Origin of the sequence: Blautia sp. 1033sp1_1033st1_G9_1033SCRN_220408 (assembly GCF_040929965.1) — a bacterium.
GTDB classification, from domain to species: Bacteria; Bacillota; Clostridia; order Lachnospirales; family Lachnospiraceae; genus Blautia_A; species Blautia_A ammoniilytica.
Genome location: NZ_JBFKZO010000013.1, coordinates 55,601 through 75,765, shown reverse-complemented (window position 1 = coordinate 75,765; position 20,165 = coordinate 55,601). Strand labels below are relative to the sequence as shown.

The 20,165-nt window shown below is 43.5% G+C and carries 15 protein-coding genes; all 15 read left to right on the top strand.

Annotated features, from left to right (window positions below):
* Nucleotides 1-265: 265 nt before the first annotated feature.
* The 15 genes from AB5916_RS10870 (at nucleotide 266) to glmS (ending at nucleotide 20,144) form a co-directional block, all read left to right on the top strand.
* Complete coding sequence (locus AB5916_RS10870; RefSeq protein ID WP_368190781.1) at nucleotides 266-2,458, top strand: DNA topoisomerase III; 2,193 nt, start codon at nucleotides 266-268, stop codon at nucleotides 2,456-2,458.
* A gap of 21 nt (nucleotides 2,459-2,479) precedes the next feature.
* A complete protein-coding gene (locus AB5916_RS10865; RefSeq protein ID WP_368190779.1) occupies nucleotides 2,480-3,154 on the top strand; it encodes a YkgJ family cysteine cluster protein in 675 nt (224 codons plus the stop codon).
* 40 nt (nucleotides 3,155-3,194) lie between these two features.
* Nucleotides 3,195-4,190 carry a Gfo/Idh/MocA family protein gene (locus AB5916_RS10860; RefSeq protein ID WP_368190778.1) on the top strand — a complete coding sequence of 332 codons (996 nt, stop codon included), beginning with the start codon at nucleotides 3,195-3,197 and terminating at the stop codon, nucleotides 4,188-4,190.
* A 73-nt stretch (nucleotides 4,191-4,263) separates the two neighbouring features.
* Nucleotides 4,264-4,866, top strand: a complete 603-nt coding sequence (locus AB5916_RS10855) for a glycerol-3-phosphate acyltransferase (protein ID WP_368190777.1) — start codon at nucleotides 4,264-4,266, stop codon at nucleotides 4,864-4,866.
* 22 nt (nucleotides 4,867-4,888) lie between these two features.
* Nucleotides 4,889-6,016 (top strand): glycosyltransferase, encoded by a 1,128-nt coding sequence (locus AB5916_RS10850; RefSeq protein ID WP_368190776.1) that lies wholly within the window; start codon nucleotides 4,889-4,891, stop codon nucleotides 6,014-6,016.
* Between the two features lie 132 nt (nucleotides 6,017-6,148).
* Nucleotides 6,149-7,918 (top strand): leucine-rich repeat protein, encoded by a 1,770-nt coding sequence (locus tag AB5916_RS10845; protein ID WP_368190774.1) that lies wholly within the window; start codon nucleotides 6,149-6,151, stop codon nucleotides 7,916-7,918.
* Nucleotides 7,919-8,107: 189 nt separating this feature from the next.
* On the top strand, nucleotides 8,108-8,959 hold the full coding sequence (locus tag AB5916_RS10840; RefSeq protein WP_158420634.1) for a purine-nucleoside phosphorylase: 852 nt from the start codon (nucleotides 8,108-8,110) through the stop codon (nucleotides 8,957-8,959).
* A 58-nt stretch (nucleotides 8,960-9,017) separates the two neighbouring features.
* Nucleotides 9,018-10,103, top strand: coding sequence for an S-methyl-5-thioribose-1-phosphate isomerase (gene mtnA, locus AB5916_RS10835; protein WP_262582640.1), 1,086 nt, complete (start codon nucleotides 9,018-9,020; stop codon nucleotides 10,101-10,103).
* Nucleotides 10,103-11,380 (top strand): amidohydrolase, encoded by a 1,278-nt coding sequence (locus tag AB5916_RS10830; RefSeq protein ID WP_368190772.1) that lies wholly within the window; start codon nucleotides 10,103-10,105, stop codon nucleotides 11,378-11,380. Before mtnA ends, AB5916_RS10830 begins: the two co-directional genes overlap by 1 nt.
* Entirely contained in the window at nucleotides 11,377-12,072 is a 696-nt protein-coding gene (gene tsaA / locus AB5916_RS10825; protein WP_368190771.1) for a tRNA (N6-threonylcarbamoyladenosine(37)-N6)-methyltransferase TrmO, read from the top strand. Before AB5916_RS10830 ends, tsaA begins: the two co-directional genes overlap by 4 nt.
* 150 nt (nucleotides 12,073-12,222) lie before the next feature.
* On the top strand, nucleotides 12,223-13,542 hold the full coding sequence (locus AB5916_RS10820; protein WP_368190769.1) for an aspartate kinase: 1,320 nt from the start codon (nucleotides 12,223-12,225) through the stop codon (nucleotides 13,540-13,542).
* Between the two features lie 150 nt (nucleotides 13,543-13,692).
* Nucleotides 13,693-15,003, top strand: a complete 1,311-nt coding sequence (locus tag AB5916_RS10815) for a putative DNA modification/repair radical SAM protein (protein ID WP_368190766.1) — start codon at nucleotides 13,693-13,695, stop codon at nucleotides 15,001-15,003.
* Nucleotides 15,000-15,767, top strand: coding sequence for a TIGR03915 family putative DNA repair protein (locus AB5916_RS10810; protein ID WP_368190765.1), 768 nt, complete (start codon nucleotides 15,000-15,002; stop codon nucleotides 15,765-15,767). Before AB5916_RS10815 ends, AB5916_RS10810 begins: the two co-directional genes overlap by 4 nt.
* 83 nt (nucleotides 15,768-15,850) lie before the next feature.
* Nucleotides 15,851-18,217, top strand: a complete 2,367-nt coding sequence (locus AB5916_RS10805; protein ID WP_368190762.1) for an ATP-dependent DNA helicase — start codon at nucleotides 15,851-15,853, stop codon at nucleotides 18,215-18,217.
* A 100-nt stretch (nucleotides 18,218-18,317) separates the two neighbouring features.
* Nucleotides 18,318-20,144 (top strand): glutamine--fructose-6-phosphate transaminase (isomerizing), encoded by a 1,827-nt coding sequence (gene glmS, locus AB5916_RS10800; protein WP_158420641.1) that lies wholly within the window; start codon nucleotides 18,318-18,320, stop codon nucleotides 20,142-20,144.
* The last annotated feature ends 21 nt before the right edge of the window (nucleotides 20,145-20,165 follow it).

Below are 20,165 nucleotides of genomic sequence, written 5' to 3'. Positions count from 1 at the left end.
TTTTTATTATCCACTGATAGGTAAAATCATATGGATGCAGATCTTTTGATCCTGGCATCATAATAACATTGTAACATCTGATTTACAAATGGTTTTTTCTTTAGATTTATGAAAAAAGTGTAAAGTACAGAGTATACCCGGTGACTGCAGAGGCTGATAAGTTAGACGGCAAAAATCACAGGAAACGTTCTTTTAAGCCTTGCTGGAATTATAGCTGCGGATATGGTATACTGCAAAAAAGAGAGCTTGATCAGGGAGTGAGAGAATGAAGTCTTTAGTAATTGCAGAGAAACCCTCTGTAGCCAGAGATATTGCCAGAGTTTTGCACTGCGGCAAGAAGGGCAATGGGATGCTGGAGGGAGACCGATATATTGTTACATGGGCACTTGGACATCTTGTGACGCTGGCAGATCCGGAGGAATATGACCGCAAGTATGAAAAGTGGGAGATGGGCACCCTGCCTATGCTTCCGGAGTATATGCGTCTGGTGGTGATCCGGCAGACTGCCAAGCAGTTCGGGGCTGTGAAGACCCAGCTTTACCGAAAAGATGTAGACCAGGTGATCATTGCCACAGATGCAGGCCGTGAGGGGGAACTTGTAGCCAGGTGGATTCTTGATAAGACAGGGTGTACCAAGCCTATCCGCAGGCTGTGGATCTCATCCGTAACAGACAAAGCGATCAAAGAGGGATTTTCCAGCCTGAAGGATGGACATGATTACGATTATCTGTATCAGGCTGCAGCAGCCAGAGCAGAGGCAGACTGGCTGGTGGGCATCAATGGTACTAGGGCACTGACCTGCAAGTATAATGCCCAGCTGTCCTGTGGACGGGTTCAGACTCCTACGCTTGCTATGATTGCACAAAGGGAAGAAGAAATTAAAGAATTTGTACCAAAAGAATATTATGGACTGACCCTGACGGCAGGTAATATCCGATGGACCTGGAAAGATTCCAAAAGTGGCAGCTTTCGTTCTTTTCAACAGGAAAGACTTGTAAAGCTGGCAAAGGAAGTTGCAAATACATCCCTTCAGGTGGTGTCTGTAGAGAAAAAGGCGAAAAAAACAATGGCACCAGGTCTGTATGATTTAACAACCCTTCAAAGGGAAGCCAATCAGAAGTTTGGCTTTTCTGCGAAAGAAACGTTAAATATCATGCAGCGCCTTTATGAGAATCATAAGGTACTTACATATCCAAGAACAGATTCCAGGTATATAGGAAAGGATATCGTGCCTACTTTAAAGGAAAGACTGAAGGCCTGTGGTACAGGTCCTTACCGAAAATTGGCAGGTGCTTTGCTTACACGGCCTATTCAGGCAAGTACCAGTTTTGTGGATGACAAAAAAGTAAGTGACCATCATGCCATCATACCTACAGAGCAGTTTGTGCAGCTGGATCATATGACCAATGAAGAACGTAAGATTTATGATCTGGTGGTCCGGCGTTTTCTGGCAGTTTTATATCCTGCAAGCCTGTATGAGCAGGTGACTATGGAAGGGAAGGCAGCCGGTGAGATTTTTACAGCAGGCGGCAGGATCATAAGAAGCTTGGGCTGGAAGGAAATCTATCAGGAGGTTTTTTCTGAAGAGGAAGATACGGATGATACTGCTCCCAGGGATCAAAAGCTTCCGGAGGTAAAGCAGGGGACTGTATTTGAGGCAGGACAGGTGACGATCACATCAGGAAAGACAAAGCCTCCGGCGAGATTTACAGAAGCCACTCTACTGGCCGCCATGGAGAATCCGGTAAGGTTTATGCAGACAAAAGACAAAGCAGCTGTGAAAACCATTGGTGAGACCGGAGGGCTGGGCACAGTAGCCACCAGGGCAGATATCATTGAGAAGCTTTTTCATGCGTTCCTTATGGAAAAGAAAGGAAATGAGATTTATCTTACATCCAAAGCAAAGCAGCTGCTTAAGCTTGTTCCAGAAGATCTGAAAAAACCGGAACTGACAGCCAGCTGGGAGATGAAGCTGTCAAGGATTGCAAAGGGGCAGATGAAACAGCACACATTCATGAAAGAAATCAGGGAGTATACCTGTGAAATCGTGGACGAGATCAAAGAAGGACAGGGAACCTTCAGACATGATAATCTGACAAATAAGAACTGTCCACGTTGTGGGAAGAAGCTTCTGGCAGTTACCGGAAAGAATGGAAAGCTGTTGGTCTGCCAGGACAGGGAATGCGGTTACAAAGAAACAGTTTCAAGAAATACAAATGCCCGTTGTCCTAAATGCCATAAGCGTATGGAAATGCTGGTAAAAGGAAAAGAAGAAACATTTGTATGTGTGTGCGGCTATAAAGAGAAGCTGTCTGCTTTTCAGGCAAGGAGGGCAAAGGAAGGTGCAGGCGTAAACAAAAAAGATGTACAGAAATATATGCGCCAGCAGCAAAAAGAAAGCCAGGAGCCTGTAAATAACAGTTTTGCACAGGCTTTGGCCGGACTGAAACTGGATTAAGGATAAAGGATAGGGATTAAGATGCGCCGAGATGTATCACTGGAAGAGATTTCTGACGGAAAATTATATGGAGCAAATGACATGGTAAAGGCAGACTGTCAGGATTGCACAGGCTGCAGTGACTGCTGCCAGGGAATGGGGGATACACTGGTACTGGATCCTCTGGATGTGTATCGGCTTGGCTGCGGTCTTGGGAAAAGCTGTGAGGAACTGGCTGCCATATGTATGGATTTTGATGTGGCAGATGGGAATATCCTGCCTCACCTTCGGATGACAGGAAGGGATGAGCAATGTGTTTTCCTGAACAAAGAAGGCAGATGCAGTATTCATCCTATACGGCCAGGGTTTTGCAGGCTGTTTCCTCTGGGACGATATTACCAGGATGGTGGTTTTCAGTATTTTCTTCAGATTCATGAATGTAAAAAGACTAATAGAAGCAAAATAAAAGTAAAAAAATGGATCGATACTCCTGATCTGAAGCAATACGAAAAATTTGTAGCAGACTGGCATTACTTTCTTCTGGATGTACAGAAGGTTTTGTATGATGCACAGGATTCAGATCTGATTCGTAATCTGAATCTGTATGTGGTGAACAGTTTTTATCAGAAACCATATGATCCGCAGATGGATTTCTACAGTCAATTTTATCAGCGTCTGGAAAAGGGCAGGGAACTTTTAAAACTGGCAGATGATTAAATTGAAGAAAGAAACATAAAGAAAAGGGGAAGAAATGGGTGTGAATGGTAAGATAAGGATTGGAACCATCGGGACAGGTAAGATCGTAAGAAGATTTCTGGCAGGGATTGCCAAGTGTCCGCTGATTGAATATCAGGCTGTTTATTCAAGAAGCGAAGAAAAAGCAAAGGATTTTGCGGCAGAATACGGGGTGGAAAAGTATTATACAACCTTGGAGGGGCTGGCTCAGGATCCTGATATTGATGGAGTATATATTGCAAGTCCCAACTTTCTTCATTGTGAGCAGGCTGTGTTTCTGATGGAGCATGGTAAGCATGTACTTGTAGAAAAACCTGTGGCAAGTAATGAAAGAGAATTGGAAAGGATGCAGCAGGCTGCCCAAAGAAACCATGTGGTATTTCTGGAAGCCATGCGTTCGATTTTTGCACCTGGCTATCAGGTAATACAGGAAAATCTGCCCAAACTGGGACAGATCCGCAGAGCAACACTTCAGTATTGTCAATATTCTTCCAGGTATGATAATTTCAAAAAAGGGATCATTGAAAATGCGTTTAAACCGGAATTGTCAAATGGGGCATTAATGGACATAGGAGTATACTGCGTGTATGCTCTTGTCATGCTGTTCGGAATGCCTGATAAGATCCAGGCACAGGGTGTCTTCCTTGAAAATGGTGTGGACGGAGCAGGTACTATTATCGGTATATATCCGGATAAACAGGCAGAACTGATTTATTCCAAGATTACAGACAGCAGTTCTCCCAGTCAGATCCAGGGAGAAAAAGCCAATATGCTGATCAGTGAGGTTGGCTGTGTGCAGGAGCTTACAATCTGCTATAGGAATGGAGAAACAGAACAGATTTCCATTGATCTGGATCCGGATGATATGGTCTATGAGGCAGGCATATGGGCAGATTGTATTCTTAATCATAAAGAAATAAAGGCTTATGATCAGTATTCCAGAATGGAAATGAAGCTAATGGATGAGGCACGTAAGCTGATGGGGATCTGTTTTCCGGCAGATCAAGGTATTTTGTAAAGACGATCAATCATAATTCAGCAGACAGTATTTTATAGAAACACTGAACCGCTGAAAATCAGGAGTTTTGACAGTGGATCATAGATATATTTTTTATATGGCTGTGGGGTATCTGGCAGGAAGCATGCTTTTTGCACTGGAGTATCCCAAAATTTTTAAAGGAGTAGATGTAAGGCGCCTTTCAGAAGATGGCAATCCTGGAACCTATAATGCATTTGTATATGGAGGGATCGGCTGTGGGATCCTTACCTTGTTAAGTGAATTAGCAAAAGGTTTTCTTCCTGTATTTTTGTGTGGCAGACAGCTTGGCATGGATTCCCTTTGGTTTGCAGGGGTGATGGCGGCACCAGTGGCAGGACATGCGTTTTCGATTTTCCACCGTGGTAAAGGTGGAAAGGCTATAGCTGTAAGCTTTGGGGTGTTGGCTGGGCTGTTTCCAGTGTATCGTCCATTTATCAGCCTTGTGATCTTTTACCTTCTTTTTTCTCTGGTACTGCCTGTCAGGTCTCATAGGAAAAGAAGCCTGATCACCTTTGCATGTGTAGGCTTGTCTTGTTTTTTTACCGCAGAACCGCCTGCTGTGCTGACAGGTGTGCTGCTCCTGTCCGGTATTGTGGCGTATAAGCACTGCATCTGTACAGAAGAGGAATCCAGGGAAGAGAAAGCTGCAGTATGAATAAAAAGAAAGGGATCGCAGGATGAAAGCACTGATTTTATCATGTAATACAGGTGGAGGCCATAATTCGGCAGGACGGGCTATTGCAGAGGAATTTGTTTCCAGGGGGGACGAGGCGTATGTACTGGATTATCTTACCCTTGCAGGACAAGGAGTATCCAGGATCGTAGGGAACGGATATGTTCAGATCGTAAAGAAAACTCCAAAGCTTTTCGGAGTGGCATACCATTTGGGAATGCTGGTCAGCAGGTTGATGAAAAAGTCGCCGGTTTATTACCTGAACGGCAGGATGGCCAGATATCTGGATGAATATCTTCAGGAAAATCCTGTAGATGTGATCATAATGCCACATCTGTATCCAGCAGAAACCATCACATACATGAAGCGTAAAGGAATGGAACTGCCCCTTACCGTTGCGATTATGACAGATTATACCTGCATTCCATTCTGGGAAGAAACAGATTGTGATTATTATACGGTTCCACATAAAAGGCTGATTCCATCCTGTATCCGCAGAGGACTTCCAAAGGAAAAGCTGATCCCTGTGGGGATTCCGGTGGCAGCTGCCTGTAGAAAGGATATCTCAAAAAAAGATGCCAGAAATAAACTGGGCTTATTAAGTGATGGCAGATATATTCTTGTGGCAGGAGGAAGTATGGGAGCCGGAGATCTGGCAAGGATCGTAAAGCTTCTTTTGGAAGAAACAAAAGAAGCACAGATTTTTGTGGTCTGTGGAAGCAATCGTAAGATTGAGACTGGTATGAAAAAAGAATTTCTAAAGGAAGAAAGAGTCCATGTTATCGGGTATACCAGTCAGATGGCGCTTTACATGAAGGCCTGTGATGTATTGTTTACAAAGCCAGGAGGTCTTACGTCTACAGAGGCTGCAGCTGTCCGGGTGCCTATGGTGCATACGGACCCTATCCCAGGCTGTGAAAGTGCAAACAGGAAGTTTTTCGTAAAGCTTGGCATGAGTGTTTCTGCGAAAACAGTGAAAGGGCAGGTTAAGCAGGGACTCTTCCTTTTAAATGACCAGAATATGGCATCAAATATGATGGAAAAACAGAAAGAAAACGTAGATCCTGACACTGCGTCAGGAATATGCGATTTTATTTACAAGAAGATCCAGCATGATCTCTCGGAATGCTGATTGTTCATGCCTGCGAAACGCTGGCATTGAACTTTAAAAACTCATGGGTGTAAATCCTAAAGATGGATCTGAAAGCCTGATTTTACTGGGCTGAAGATTCCGAGAGATTATTTTTTATATTGGGGGGATAAAATGAAAATCAAACGATTTCTCATAGGGGCTTTTGTTGTTGTATGTATGATGTTTATGAGTAGTTTTGTTGTCAGTGCTGCGTCAAGTGGAAATTGCGGGAAAACCTGTACGTGGATATTGGATGATGAGGGAACACTGACAATCAGTGGAAGCGGCAGAATGACAGATTATTCAAAAGACATGTATCATGATATTCCATGGTACAGTCATATGACAGAGATTAAGAAAGCTGTGATAAATGGACCTGAAACTATTGGGGATCGTGCATTTTTCTATGCCGGAAATATGAAAGAAGTAATAATTGGCAGTTCAGTAAAGTCAATTGGAGAAGCAGCATTTACGGGCTGCACATCGCTGTCAAATATAGATATTCCATCTAATGTTACGAAGATATTTTCTTCTGCATTCAGTGGATGCAGGGGAATTACGAAACTTACGATTCCTGATACAGTTACATTATTGGGTTCAAAGGTTTTTGAAGATATGAATTCTCTACAGGAACTTACAGTGCCTTTTATAGGAACCGCAGCAGACAACCTTGGACATCTTGGCTGGTGGTTTCAGTCTACAACAACAAAAGTGCCTGGTTACACATGGACGAGGTATGATGGAAAATATTATCTGATTCCCACAACTCTGACCAAAATAACCGTAACAAGCTGTCGTGTAAGACCATACGGTTTTAACAATTGTAACTTTTTAACAGACATAAGTAAAAAGAATCACACTGGCGGCAGGGCAACCTGTACATCACCGGCAGTCTGTGAAGTCTGTCGTCAGACATATGGTGAGAAAGATGCATCAAACCATACAGGAGAAACTGAAATAAAAAATAAAAAGATTGCAACGTGTTTGGAAGCAGGGTACACAGGGGATATTTATTGTAAAGGATGTAAGGAACTGCTTGAAGCCGGAACAGAGACAGAAGCCCTCGGTCATGATATGACAAGAATAGTTTCAGAGAAAGTTGAGCCGACCTGTGAGGTGGATGGAAAAGAAGCGGTGATCGGTTGTTCAAGGTGTAATTATACAGAGGGTGGAATAATCCTCAAGGCATTTGGTCATATCTGGGATGTGGGTAAAATAACAAAAGAACCTGATGAGGATTCAGAAGGTATAAAAATATACACCTGTGAGAAATGTAATAAGACAAGAATGGAGTCTATTCCTAAAAAAGAGTCAACGCAGAGGCCGCAGCCAACACATCCGGTGCAGAAACCACAGCCAACACCACAGCCAACACAGAAACCACAGCAGTCACAGTCAAATGTTGGAAGAGTTGACGATAAGAAGACCGGAAAATATATAATTACAAATGCAGTGAAAAAAGAAGTGGATTTCATTACTCCGGTGAGTAAAAACAGGAAAACAATTATAATCCCGAATACTGTAAAAATAAACGGTATGACGTATAAAATTACGCAGATTGCGGATAATGCGTTCAGAAACAATAAGAAAATAACAAAAGTAACAATCGGAAACAACATCAGGTCAATTGGAAATAATGCTTTCAGAGGCACAGCCAGACTGAAAACAGTTGTTATCGGCAAGAATGTATCAAAGATTGGTTCTTATGCATTCAGTGGCTGCAAGAAACTGAAAACAATTATAATCAAAACCAGAAAGCTGACAGCAAAAACAGTTTCCGAAAAAGCATTTAAAGGTACACCTAAGATAACTACGGCAAAAGTATCTGGAAATAAAATGAAGACATACAAAAAACTTTTGAAAGAGAAAGGCCTTAACAGCAAAAGAATTGTAAAAGGTTAAGAAATATATAACAATATAAAAATTCTCTTGATTTAAAATCAATAGACAGAAACTAAGAATGCTGCATGCAGGATGGAGTCCTCGAAGCAGGTCCAAACTTGGAATATTTTGGTAGTCGGCATGGCTGCCGCAATTCTTAATTTGGACTGAAGATTTCGAGAAATTATCAGCAGAAAAAGGAGGAAACAAATGAATCCAGTATATGAAAAATTATTAAGATGCTATGAAAGTGTAAAGGAAAAAGTAGATTTTAAACCAAAAGCAGCCCTTATACTGGGCTCTGGACTTGGTGAGTATATTCAGGAAATGAAAGTGGTACAGACATTGGATTACAGCCAGATCCAGGGATTTCCCGTATCAACAGTGCCTGGTCATAAGGGACGCTTTGTTTTCGGATATGTGGGGGATGTGCCTGTAGTGGCAATGCAGGGAAGGGTTCACTATTATGAAGGCTATTCTATTTCCGATGTGGTTCTGCCTACAAGGCTGATGAAGCTGATGGGTGCGGAAGTACTGTTCCTTACGAATGCGGCAGGTGGCGTAAACTTTGATTTTAAAGCAGGGGATTTGATGATGATCACAGATCAGATAGGATCTTTTGTGCCATCTCCTTTGATCGGGCCGAATATTGATGAACTGGGGCTTCGCTTCTGTGATATGAGTCATGTGTATGATCTTGATCTGCAGCAGGTGATCCGAAATGCTGCCGGTAAGCTGGGAATCGATCTTAAAGAGGGCGTTTATATCCAGCTGACAGGTCCTGCATTTGAAACACCGGCAGAAGTACGTATGTGCCGTACCCTGGGAGCAGATGCGGTTGGTATGAGTACTGCCTGTGAGGCCATCGCAGCGAACCATATGGGCATGAAGATCTGCGGGATTTCCTGTATTTCCAATCTTGGCTGTGGCATGACAGAGAATCCGCTTACCCATGAAGAGGTACAAGAAACAGCAGACAGGGTTGCACCGCTGTTTCGCAGCCTTGTTACAGAAAGCATTAAGGCTATGGGAGAAATCCTGCTCGACTTGAATATTATATGATTATTGATAAATGCCGGGAGGCAGTGTAAAGCGGTTAATTAAAGGAGGAATAGTATTAATGGAACAGACAAGTCAGAAAGTGGATATGGATCATGTACGACTGTCAGAAGACGGCAGGTATGTAGTGATCCTGGATCAGTCAAAGCTTCCCAATCTTGCTGAGTATCTTACATTAGAGACAGCGGAAGATATTTATGAAGCAATCTTTCATCTGCGGGTGAGAGGTGCTCCGGCTATTGGAATCTGTGCAGGATATGGGATGTACTGTCTGGCCCAGACGATTGATACAGACAGCTTTGACGCTTTTTATCAAAAACTGAGAGAGTATGGAGAGTATCTGAACAGCTCCCGTCCTACGGCTGTGAATCTTAGCTGGGCGATCAACAGGATGGAACAGACTGCATATAAGCATAAAAAACTTCCTGTTAAGGAGATCGTAAAGCTTCTTGGAGAAGAATGCAGAAAGATTCATCAGGAAGATATTGCCATGTGTAAGAAGATCTCCCAGTATGGGCTAAGTCTTATTAAAGATGGTGATGGGATCCTTACCCACTGTAATGCAGGGCCGCTTGCAACATCCAGGTACGGTACTGCCCTTGGTCCATTGATCCTTGGGAAAGAACAGGGCATGAACTTCCATGTATTTGCAGATGAGACCCGTCCGTTGCTTCAGGGAGCCAGACTGACCAGCTATGAACTGGATAAAGCTGGGATCGATGTTACACTGATCTGTGATAACATGGCGAGTATGGTGATGAAAAATGGCTGGGTACAGGCCTGCTTTGTAGGCTGCGACCGTGTAGCTGCCAATGGAGATACTGCCAATAAGATCGGTACCAGCGGTGTGGCAATCCTGGCAAAGTATTATAACATTCCATTTTATGTGCTTGGACCTACTTCAACGATTGACATGAACTGTCCTACAGGAGAACAGATCAAGATCGAGGAAAGAAATCCGGACGAGATCAAGAAGATGTTTTATAAGCAGCCTATGGCTCCGGAATCTGTAAAATGTTTCAACCCTGCTTTTGATGTAACAGATCATACGCTGATCGCTGGAATCGTTACAGAAAAAGGAATCTGCAGAGCACCTTACGAAGAAAGCCTGGCTGCACTTTTTGGAGAGGAAAAGGAGGATGACTGATGAATACCCGTTTTTATAATGCCAGGATCCTGGATAAGGATTTTCAGATCATCCAGGGAGAACTTCATGTGGTAGGCAACAGGATTGCTTATATAGGTCCTGAAAAAACACAGGATGCTTATGGGGAAAATGCCTGGGACAGAGAGATTGATGTAAAAGAGAACCTGCTGATCCCTGGGTTTAAGGATGCACATACCCATTCAGCCATGACCTTTCTTAGGTCTTTTGCAGATGACCTGCCTTTGCTGGATTGGCTGAATAAGCAGGTTTTTCCCATGGAAGCTAAGTTAGTGCCTGAGGATGTGTATCATCTGTCAAAACTGGCGATCCTGGAGTATCTTACCAGTGGGATCACTTCTAACTTTGATATGTATTTTTATCCTGAGCAGATCGCAAAGGCAAGTGTAGACTGTGGATTCCGTACAGTTCTGGTATCTCCTATGAATGACTTTTCATCCAGTCCAAGGGAGATGGAAGAGGACTACATAAAGTATAATGCGTATGATCCGCTGATCCGCTATTGTCTGGGCTTTCATGCAGAATATACCACAAGCCAGGACCGGCTGAAAGAAGTGGCTAGACTTGCACAGAAATATCAGGCACCTGTGTTCACCCATAATTCTGAGACAGAAGCAGAGGTACGTCAGTGTATCGAAAGAAATGGTGTTACACCAACCCAGTATCTTGACAAACTGGGTGTGTGGGAGTATGGCGGAGGTGGTTATCACTGCGTATATATGACCCAGGAAGATCTGGACATATTTAAGAGAAGAAAGCTGTATGTGGTGACAAATCCTGGCTCAAATACCAAGCTTGCCAGTGGAATCGCTCCTGTACAGAAAATGCTGGATCTGGGTATTCCTGTGGCTGTTGGTACAGACGGACCGGCCAGCAACAACTGCCTGGATATGTTCAGGGAAATGTTCCTTGTCACCGGACTTGCGAAGCTGCGTGAAAAAGATGCTTCCGCTGTAGGGGCAGATCAGGTCCTTAAAATGGCTGTATCAGAGGGAGCCAGATGCTGCGGTCTGGACGATTGTGACTGCCTTGCAGAAGGAAAACTGGCAGATCTTGTTATGATCGATCTTCACAGGCCGAATATGCAGCCTGAGAATAACCTGGTAAAGAATCTTGTATACAGTGGAAGTAAGGAAAATGTAAAGCTTACTATGGTTAATGGAAGTATTCTTTATGAAGATGGGTTATTCAGCATAGGAGAGGATCCGGAAGAGATTTATGCAAAGGCAAATGAGATCATCCGGAAATACAGAGCATGAAGATAATTGCACACATCCAGAATGATTTCCCATCAAAGTTCGGGATTCCTCATCAAAGTGGAAGGATCAGGGAACTGAAGGCGAAGATTGTATTTGAACCGGAATACAGAAAGCCAGAGGCATTTCGCGGATTGGAAGAATACACATATATCTGGCTGATCTGGGAATTCTCACAGGCTGTGCGGGATGACTGGTCTCCTACGGTCCGGCCGCCAAGGCTTGGTGGAAATATACGAAAAGGAGTTTTTGCCACAAGATCCCCTTATCGGCCCAATCCGGTAGGCCTTTCTGCTGTAAAACTGGAAAAGGTGGAATATACAAAGGAACTTGGGCCTGTACTGTATGTTTCAGGAGCAGATTTGATGAATGGTACTCCCATTTATGACATAAAGCCCTATCTTCCAGAGGCAGACAGCCATCCGGAGGGCAGGGCCGGCTTTACAGAAAGAATACAGGATCATAAGCTGGAAGTGGATTTCCCGGAGGGGCTGTTAAGAAGAGTTCCAGAAGAATTGCGAAAAGCGCTGGTGGCTGTGCTGGCAGATGATCCACGACCAGGCTACCAGAAAGACCCTGACAGGGAATATGGCATGGCATTCGGCAGACAAGATATCCATTTTAAAGTTGTGGGAAATATTCTGACAGTGCTGGATGTGACAGAGAGCATAAACAAGAAGCCCAAGGAAAAGTAAAAACAGCTGGTTTGTGTGACTTTAAATCTTAGACCTTTAAATCTTAGAAGCTGTGATTTTAAATCTTAAAAGAAGTACTTGCAAATTTTGTTACTTTTTTTTACAATAGCGTCAGGGCATTATAAAAAGCAGCGAGGAGTAATTACTATTATGAAAAAAGTTGTAAAATTTGGAGGAAGCTCTCTTGCCAATGCGGAACAGTTCCAAAAGGTAGGGGAGATCATCAGAAGCGAGGAAAGCCGCAGATACGTTGTACCTTCTGCACCGGGAAAGCGTTTTGACGGAGATACAAAGGTAACAGACATGCTGTATTCCTGCTATGAAGCTGCTGAAGCAGGCCAAGCATTTGACGGAAAGCTTCAGGCGATCAAGGAGCGTTTCCAGGAAATCATCCGGGGACTTTCTCTTGAACTTTCCTTGGATAGTGAATTTGAGCAGATTGCGGCTGATTTTTCAGCACATGCAGGGAAAGAGTATGCTGCATCAAGAGGAGAATTCCTCAATGGTAAAGTAATGGCAGCCTATCTTGGTTATGAGTTTGTGGATGCTGCAGAAGTGATCCGTTTTGATAAGAACGGGGTTCTTGAGGCTGAAAAGACGAATAAGCTTCTTGGAAAAAGACTGGCAAAATGTGAAAAAGCAGTTATTCCAGGGTTCTACGGGGCTGAGGATGGCGGGAAGGTACGGACCTTTTCAAGAGGTGGCTCAGATGTGACAGGATCTCTTGTTGCAAAGGCGATCATGGCGGATATGTATGAGAACTGGACAGATGTATCCGGATTTCTGGTAACAGACCCAAGGATCGTGGATAATCCGGCAGTGATCGAGACGATTACCTATCGTGAACTTCGTGAGTTATCTTATATGGGAGCAACGGTTCTTCATGAGGATGCCATCTTTCCTGTAAGAAAAGAAGGGATTCCCATTAATATCCGTAATACCAACCACCCGGAGGACAAGGGCACATTCATTGTAGAAAGTACCTGCAGAAAGCCTAAGTATACCATTACCGGTATTGCAGGAAAGAAAGGCTTCTGTTCTATCAACATTGAAAAATCCATGATGAACAGTGAGATCGGATTCGGACGTAAAGTGCTTCAGGTATTTGAAGACCAGGGCATCAGCTTTGAGCATATTCCGTCAGGCATTGATACGCTCACCGTTTATGTGCATCAGGATGAATTTGAGGAAAAGGAACAGCAGGTGATCGCAGGGATTCACCGGGCTGTATCTCCGGATTTTGTGGAAATGGAGTCAGATCTGGCATTGATCGCCGTAGTAGGACGGGGAATGAAGTCCACCAGAGGAACTGCCGGAAGGATTTTTTCAGCATTAGCACATGCTAATGTAAATGTTAAGATGATCGATCAGGGTTCCAGTGAGCTGAATATTATCATTGGTGTGGAAAACAGAGATTTTGAGACTGCAATAAAAGCAATTTATGATATTTTTGTTCTTACTCAGATGTAAAAGAAGAGGGCTGCCGTAACAGGCAGTTCTTTTTTTGTCTTTTTATGTTCGTCCCGTTTTATAGCCTTGACTGTAAAGAACATTTGTTCTATTATAGCGATACGAACAAATGTTTGCAGCAATCAATGGAGGAAAGGTACGGGACAGGTTATGGTAATTCAGGAATCAATGGGACTGATGGAGAAGCTGAGGATACTGGCAGATGGAGCCAAGTATGATGTTGCCTGCACTTCCAGCGGTGTTGACAGGAGTGGCAGCTTTGACGGGATGGGCAACAGCATTGCTGCTGGGATCTGCCACAGCTTTTCAGCTGATGGGAGATGTATCAGCCTTTTAAAGATCTTATATACCAATGAATGTGTATATGATTGTAAATACTGTGTGAACAGAGCTTCTAATGATGTGGTCAGGACTAGCTTTACTCCAGAAGAAGTATGCAGTCTGACTATGGAGTTTTACAGACGTAATTATATTGAGGGATTATTTTTAAGCTCCGGAGTCAAGGGAAGTCCTGATCATACCATGGAAGAGCTTTGCAGGACTGTACAGCTTTTAAGAACAAAGTACCATTTTCATGGCTATATTCACCTGAAGGCTATTCCGGGGGCATCGCCGGATCTGATCCGGCAGGCAGGATATCTGGCAGACAGGATGAGTGTGAATCTGGAACTGCCTACAGCAGATGGGCTGAGACGGCTTGCTCCCCACAAAAGCAGACAGACTATTTTAAGACCTATGCGGCAGATACAGCTCCAACGGGATGCCAGTAAGGAAGAACTGACCTTATTTAAGCATGCACCACAGTTTGTGCCTGCTGGCCAGAGTACTCAGATGATCATAGGGGCATCTGGGGAGAATGATTATCAGATCCTGTCTGTGGCAGAGTCTCTTTATCAGAAATACTCACTAAAAAGAGTATTTTATTCAGCTTTTGTTGCAGTGAATAAAGACAAAGCCCTTCCGGCAGTGTTTACCAATCCCCCTCTTTTAAGAGAACACAGGCTATATCAGGCAGACTGGCTGCTGCGGTTTTACGGATTTAAGGCTTCTGAGCTTTTATCTGAATCCAGACCAGATTTTGATCTTCAGCTGGATCCAAAGTGCAACTGGGCAATACGCCATCTGGAATATTTTCCGGTGGAGATCAATACAGCCGGATATTATCAGCTCCTTCGGGTTCCTGGGATCGGTGACAGATCTGCCAGGAGGATTGTAGGCGCAAGAAAGACGCATTCTCTGGATTTTACCGATTTACAGAAGATCGGAGTAGTTCTGAAGCGTGCATTATATTTTATTACCTGCAATGGCAGGATGATGTACAGGACTAAGCTGGAAGAAGATTATATTATCCGGAATATAACAGATGTCAGGAGACCAGAGCAGCTTCTTTACAGTACCTGCCGGCAGCTTTCTTTTTTTGACCGAGAAGAGGATGGGATTGAGAGGAGGTATGCTTTGTGAATCAGGAGAAGACAGTGTTTATCTGCGAGGATAGTACAGAGGGGATTTTTACGGCTGTATATGACGGATGGATGGAAGCTAAAAAGGTGCAGATTCAGATCCGTACCTGTGAGCCGGAGAATATGGAGCTTTTTACCAGATTACATCATGTACAGTCAGACAGCGAGAAAGCCGGGCGGGTAACGAGAACTATTCTGAAGAATCTGGGATCTGCCGTCTGCCAGGATTTGTGGTATGCAGCAGCCTCTTCGGATCCGGATCGTGGAACTGCGGTTTTTTATACTCTTTATAAGTCTTTTTTCCATGGAAAGTGGGATCCCCGCATCATGGAAGATGTAGCAGATGCTTATGTGGGACAGGTATCACGATTAAGAACCAGAGTCTGGAGAGAACTGCATCATTACTATGGATTTTTAAGGTTCAGGGAAATCGGCGGTCAGGTACTTTTTTCTGAAATAGAGCCTGCTAATGATATCCTGGAAATGCTGGGCACACATTTTCAAGACCGTTTTCAAGGCGAGAACTGGATGATTTATGATAAGAAAAGAAAAAAGGCAATGATACATCCTGTGCAGTCTGCCTGCACTGTGATTCAGAACGTAAAGCCTAAGGTGACAGACGAGACGCCGGGAAATCCGGAGATTTATGAAGATTTGTGGAGGGTATTCTGCAGTGCTATTACTATTCCGGAAAGGAAGAATACAGCACTTCAGCAGCAGCTTCTGCCTTTGAAATACAGAAGGAACATGGTGGAATTTACATAATGTATGTGTTACAATATCCATCAGCAAAGCGGATATAACTATCCGGCTTGACTATGTGAGAGGGCAAGAGATACTGTATCAGAATGAAAATGGCTAAACCTGTATTTCGTATTTCAGTAAGAAACCTGGTAGAATTTATTTTAAGAAGCGGTGACATTGATAACCGGCACAGTGTATCGGATAAGGAAGCCATGCAGAAAGGAAGCCGCATCCATCGCAAGATACAGAAAAGAATGGGGGCCGGTTATCAGGCTGAGGTCAGCCTGAAATGGAAAACAGAATATGAAGATCTGATCATCCTTGTAGAAGGGCGGGCTGACGGGATTTTTACGAAGGATGATATTACAGTTATTGATGAGATAAAAGGGATCGCATCAGATCCGGAGCAGCTGGAAGCACCGGTTTTGGTTCATAAGGCCCAGGCAATGTGTTATGCCAGGATGTATGGGGAGATGGAATGTCTGGATCAGATTGATATCCAGATGACTTATGTGAACCTTGACACAGAACAGATACATAGATTCGGTGAGTCATTTATGCTGGAGGAACTAAAAGACTGGTATCAGAAACTTCTTGACCATTACCACAAATGGGTTTCTTATCAGCTTCAATGGAAAGAGCTGCGGAATCACTCCATGCAGGATCTTGAATTTCCATTTCCGTACAGAGATGGGCAGAGGCAGATGGTCAGTAGTGTCTACCATGCCATATCTGCGGAAAAGCAGATATTTATCCAGGCACCTACAGGTGTGGGGAAGACCATATCCACCATTTTTCCAGCAGTGCGGGCAGTGGGGGAAGGACATGGTGAGCAGATATTTTATCTTACTGCCAAGACGATTGCCAGAACCGTAGCAGAAGAGACTTTTTCATTTTTGAAGGAAAAAGGTCTGAAGTTTAAGGTGATCACTTTGACTGCCAAGGAAAAAATCTGTTTTCAGGAAGAAACAGAGTGTAATCCAAAGGCCTGCCCATATGCTAAAGGTCACTTTGACCGGATCAATGAATGTGTTTATGAGTTATGGACTTCCGGACACAGCTATGACAGAGATTCGCTTCAGGATCAGGCAAGAAAATGGCAGGTGTGCCCTTTTGAGATGAGCCTGGATCTGGCTTTATGGGCAGATGGCGTGATCTGTGATTACAATTATGTATTTGATCCCAATGCCAGATTGAAACGGTTTTTCGGGGAAGGTGTTTCAGGCGAGTATATATTTCTTATAGATGAAGCACATAATCTGGTGGAGAGAGGGAGAGAAATGTACAGTGCTTCTGTCTGCAAGGAAGAAGTGCTGGAAGTACGAAAGAAAGTAAGGGAAAAGGCTCCGACTTTGGCAAGAAGCCTTGACAAGGTAAATCGTCAGTTGTTATCCATGCAAAAAGAATGTGAAGGCTATCAAATACTGGAGAATGCAGGAATGATACCACTTGCTATGTTGAGAGTTTTCGGTGAACTGGAGAAGTTTATGGAAGAATCGGAAAATCAGGAACTGTCAGATCAGATTCTGGATTTCTATTTTTCAGTAAGGGATTTTCTTAATATTTCCGAATTAGTAGATGATAACTATGTGGTTTATACAGAGAACAGTGAGGATGGGAAGTTCCGCCTTCATTTGTACTGTGTAAATCCTGCAGGGAATCTGAATGCTTCCCTTGAAAAAGGAATAAGCACGGTTTTCTTTTCCGCAACGCTTCTTCCTATGATTTATTACAGAAAGCTGTTAAGTGTACGTTCGGATGATTATGGAATCTATGTCAGGTCGCCTTTTAGTAAAGAACAAAGGTGTATCCTTACAGGTGTGGATGTGAGCAGCCGGTATACTAGGAGAAATTACAGTGAATACAGACGGATTGCAGAGTACATAGCCAGAACAGTATGGAAGAAAAAAGGTAATTATATGATCTTTTTTCCATCATACCTGCTTTTGCAGGACGTATATAATGTTTACGAAGAAGAATTTTCTGTGGATTGGGTTAGAACAGTATGCCAGAATCCTGGCATGGGTGAAAGGGAGAGAGAAGCCTTTCTTCAGAATTTTGATATACATGACTATACGTTCGCTGCTTTTTGCATTATGGGAGGCATTTTTTCTGAGGGAATCGATCTGATTGGAGATAAGTTGATCGGTGCAGTGATCATTGGTACAGGACTGCCCCAGGTTAGTATCAGAAGGGAGATCCTGAGAGAATATTATACAGATAAAGGGGAGAACGGGTTTGATTATGCATATCGCTTTCCTGGTATGAATAAGGTACTTCAGGCAGCAGGCAGAGTGATCAGAACCAGGGAGGATACAGGTGTGATACTGCTTTTAGATGAACGTTTCGCAGACAGAAAATATGGTGAATTGTTCCCAAGGGAATGGGATGACAGACAAAGCTGCAGCCTGGCTACACTGGAGGGCAAGCTGGAGGGATTTTGGAAAGCACTTGACAGACCGAAAAATTAGGGTATACTTTTGTTATATTTTTAGCATGGGAAAGTTTATGAGTTTATAGGTTTTTCGGTGAAAAAAGTGATTATATACATACAAAACAGGAGGTAATCTCATGTGCGGAATAGTTGGATATATTGGTGACAAGCAGGCAGCACCTATTTTGCTGGATGGTCTTTCAAAGCTGGAATACAGAGGATATGATTCTGCAGGGATCGCTGTCTTTGACGGACAGGAGATCCAGATCAAGAAAACCATGGGCAGACTGAAAGTTCTGGAGGAACTTACGCATGGCGGCGAAACTATGAAGGGTTGCTGTGGGATTGGTCATACCAGATGGGCAACCCACGGCTGTCCTTCAGATGTGAATGCACATCCTCATTTTAATAAGGACCATTCCATTGCAGTAGTACATAATGGCATTATTGAGAACTATGCCAAATTAAAGAAAAAACTGGAAAATAAAGGCTATGAATTCCAGTCTGAAACAGATACAGAGGTACTGGTACATCTGCTTACAGATTATTACAAGGGAGATCCGATAGAGGCAATCGAGAGAGTGATGCATAGAGTAGAAGGCTCCTATGGACTGGGGATCATGTTTAAGGATCATCCCCATCATATTTATGCAGCACGTAAAGACAGTCCATTGATCGTAGGTGCAAGCAGCATGGGCAATCTGATCGCATCAGATGTGCCGGCTATCCTGAAATACACCAGAAGTGTATATTATATGGAGAATGAAGAGATTGCATGTCTTTCCGGAGAGAATATACATTTTTATAATATTGATGGCGAAGAGATTGAGAAAACACCTACAACCATTAACTGGGATATTAATGCAGCTGAAAAGGGCGGTTATGAGCACTTTATGCTGAAAGAGATATACGAAGAGCCTAAGGCAGTGAGAGATACTATCAGCCCCAGATTAAAGGACGATGATGTAGTGATCGAGGAGCTTGGGATGACAGATGAGGAGATACGCAGCATCCGTAAGATTGATATTGTTGCCTGCGGTTCTGCCAGCCATGTAGGTATGACTGCTAAATATGTGATTGAAAGCATGGCCAGGATTCCGGTAGAAGTAGATGTGGCAAGTGAGTTCCGTTATCGTGAGCCTATCTATGAAGATAATATGCTAGTGATCATTATCAGCCAGTCAGGGGAAACAGCTGATTCGCTGGCAGCACTGCGTGACGCAAAGAATCATGGAGTAAGAACACTGGGTATCGTCAATGTAGTAGGAAGCTCTATTGCTAGAGAAGCAGATAATGTAATGTATACATGGGCAGGCCCGGAAATTTCCGTTGCCACTACCAAAGCGTACAGTGCACAGCTTGCAGCTATGTATCTGCTTTCCATGAAATTTGCCAAAGTAAGAGGCATGCTCACAGATGAAGAATTTGCACAGCTGAGAAGTGACCTGATTCAGCTTCCAGATCAGATTGAATCCCTGTTTGGCATGAAAGAGAAGATTCAAAAATTTGCCAACCGTTATCTGGCTGCCGGTCATATGTTCTTTATTGGCCGTGGGATCGATTATGCCATTGCAATGGAAGGATCCCTGAAGCTGAAAGAGATCTCTTACATTCATTCAGAGGCATATGCGGCAGGAGAATTAAAGCATGGAACGATTTCCCTGATCGAGGACGGTACCCTTGTTGTTGCAGTAGCCACACAGGAGAAGCTGTATCCGAAAACGATCAGTAATATTGTGGAAGTAAAGACCAGAGGCGCTTTTGTAATGGCTCTTACCAATTTGGGACATACAGATATTGAGAAAAATGCAGATTATGTGATTTATATTCCAAAGACCAGTCAGTATTTTACCAACTCACTGGCCATCATTCCACTTCAGCTGTTCGGATACTACGTTTCCGTAGGCAGAGGACTGGATGTGGATAAGCCCAGAAATCTGGCAAAATCCGTAACTGTGGAGTAGGGATACTTTCTTATGTAATCG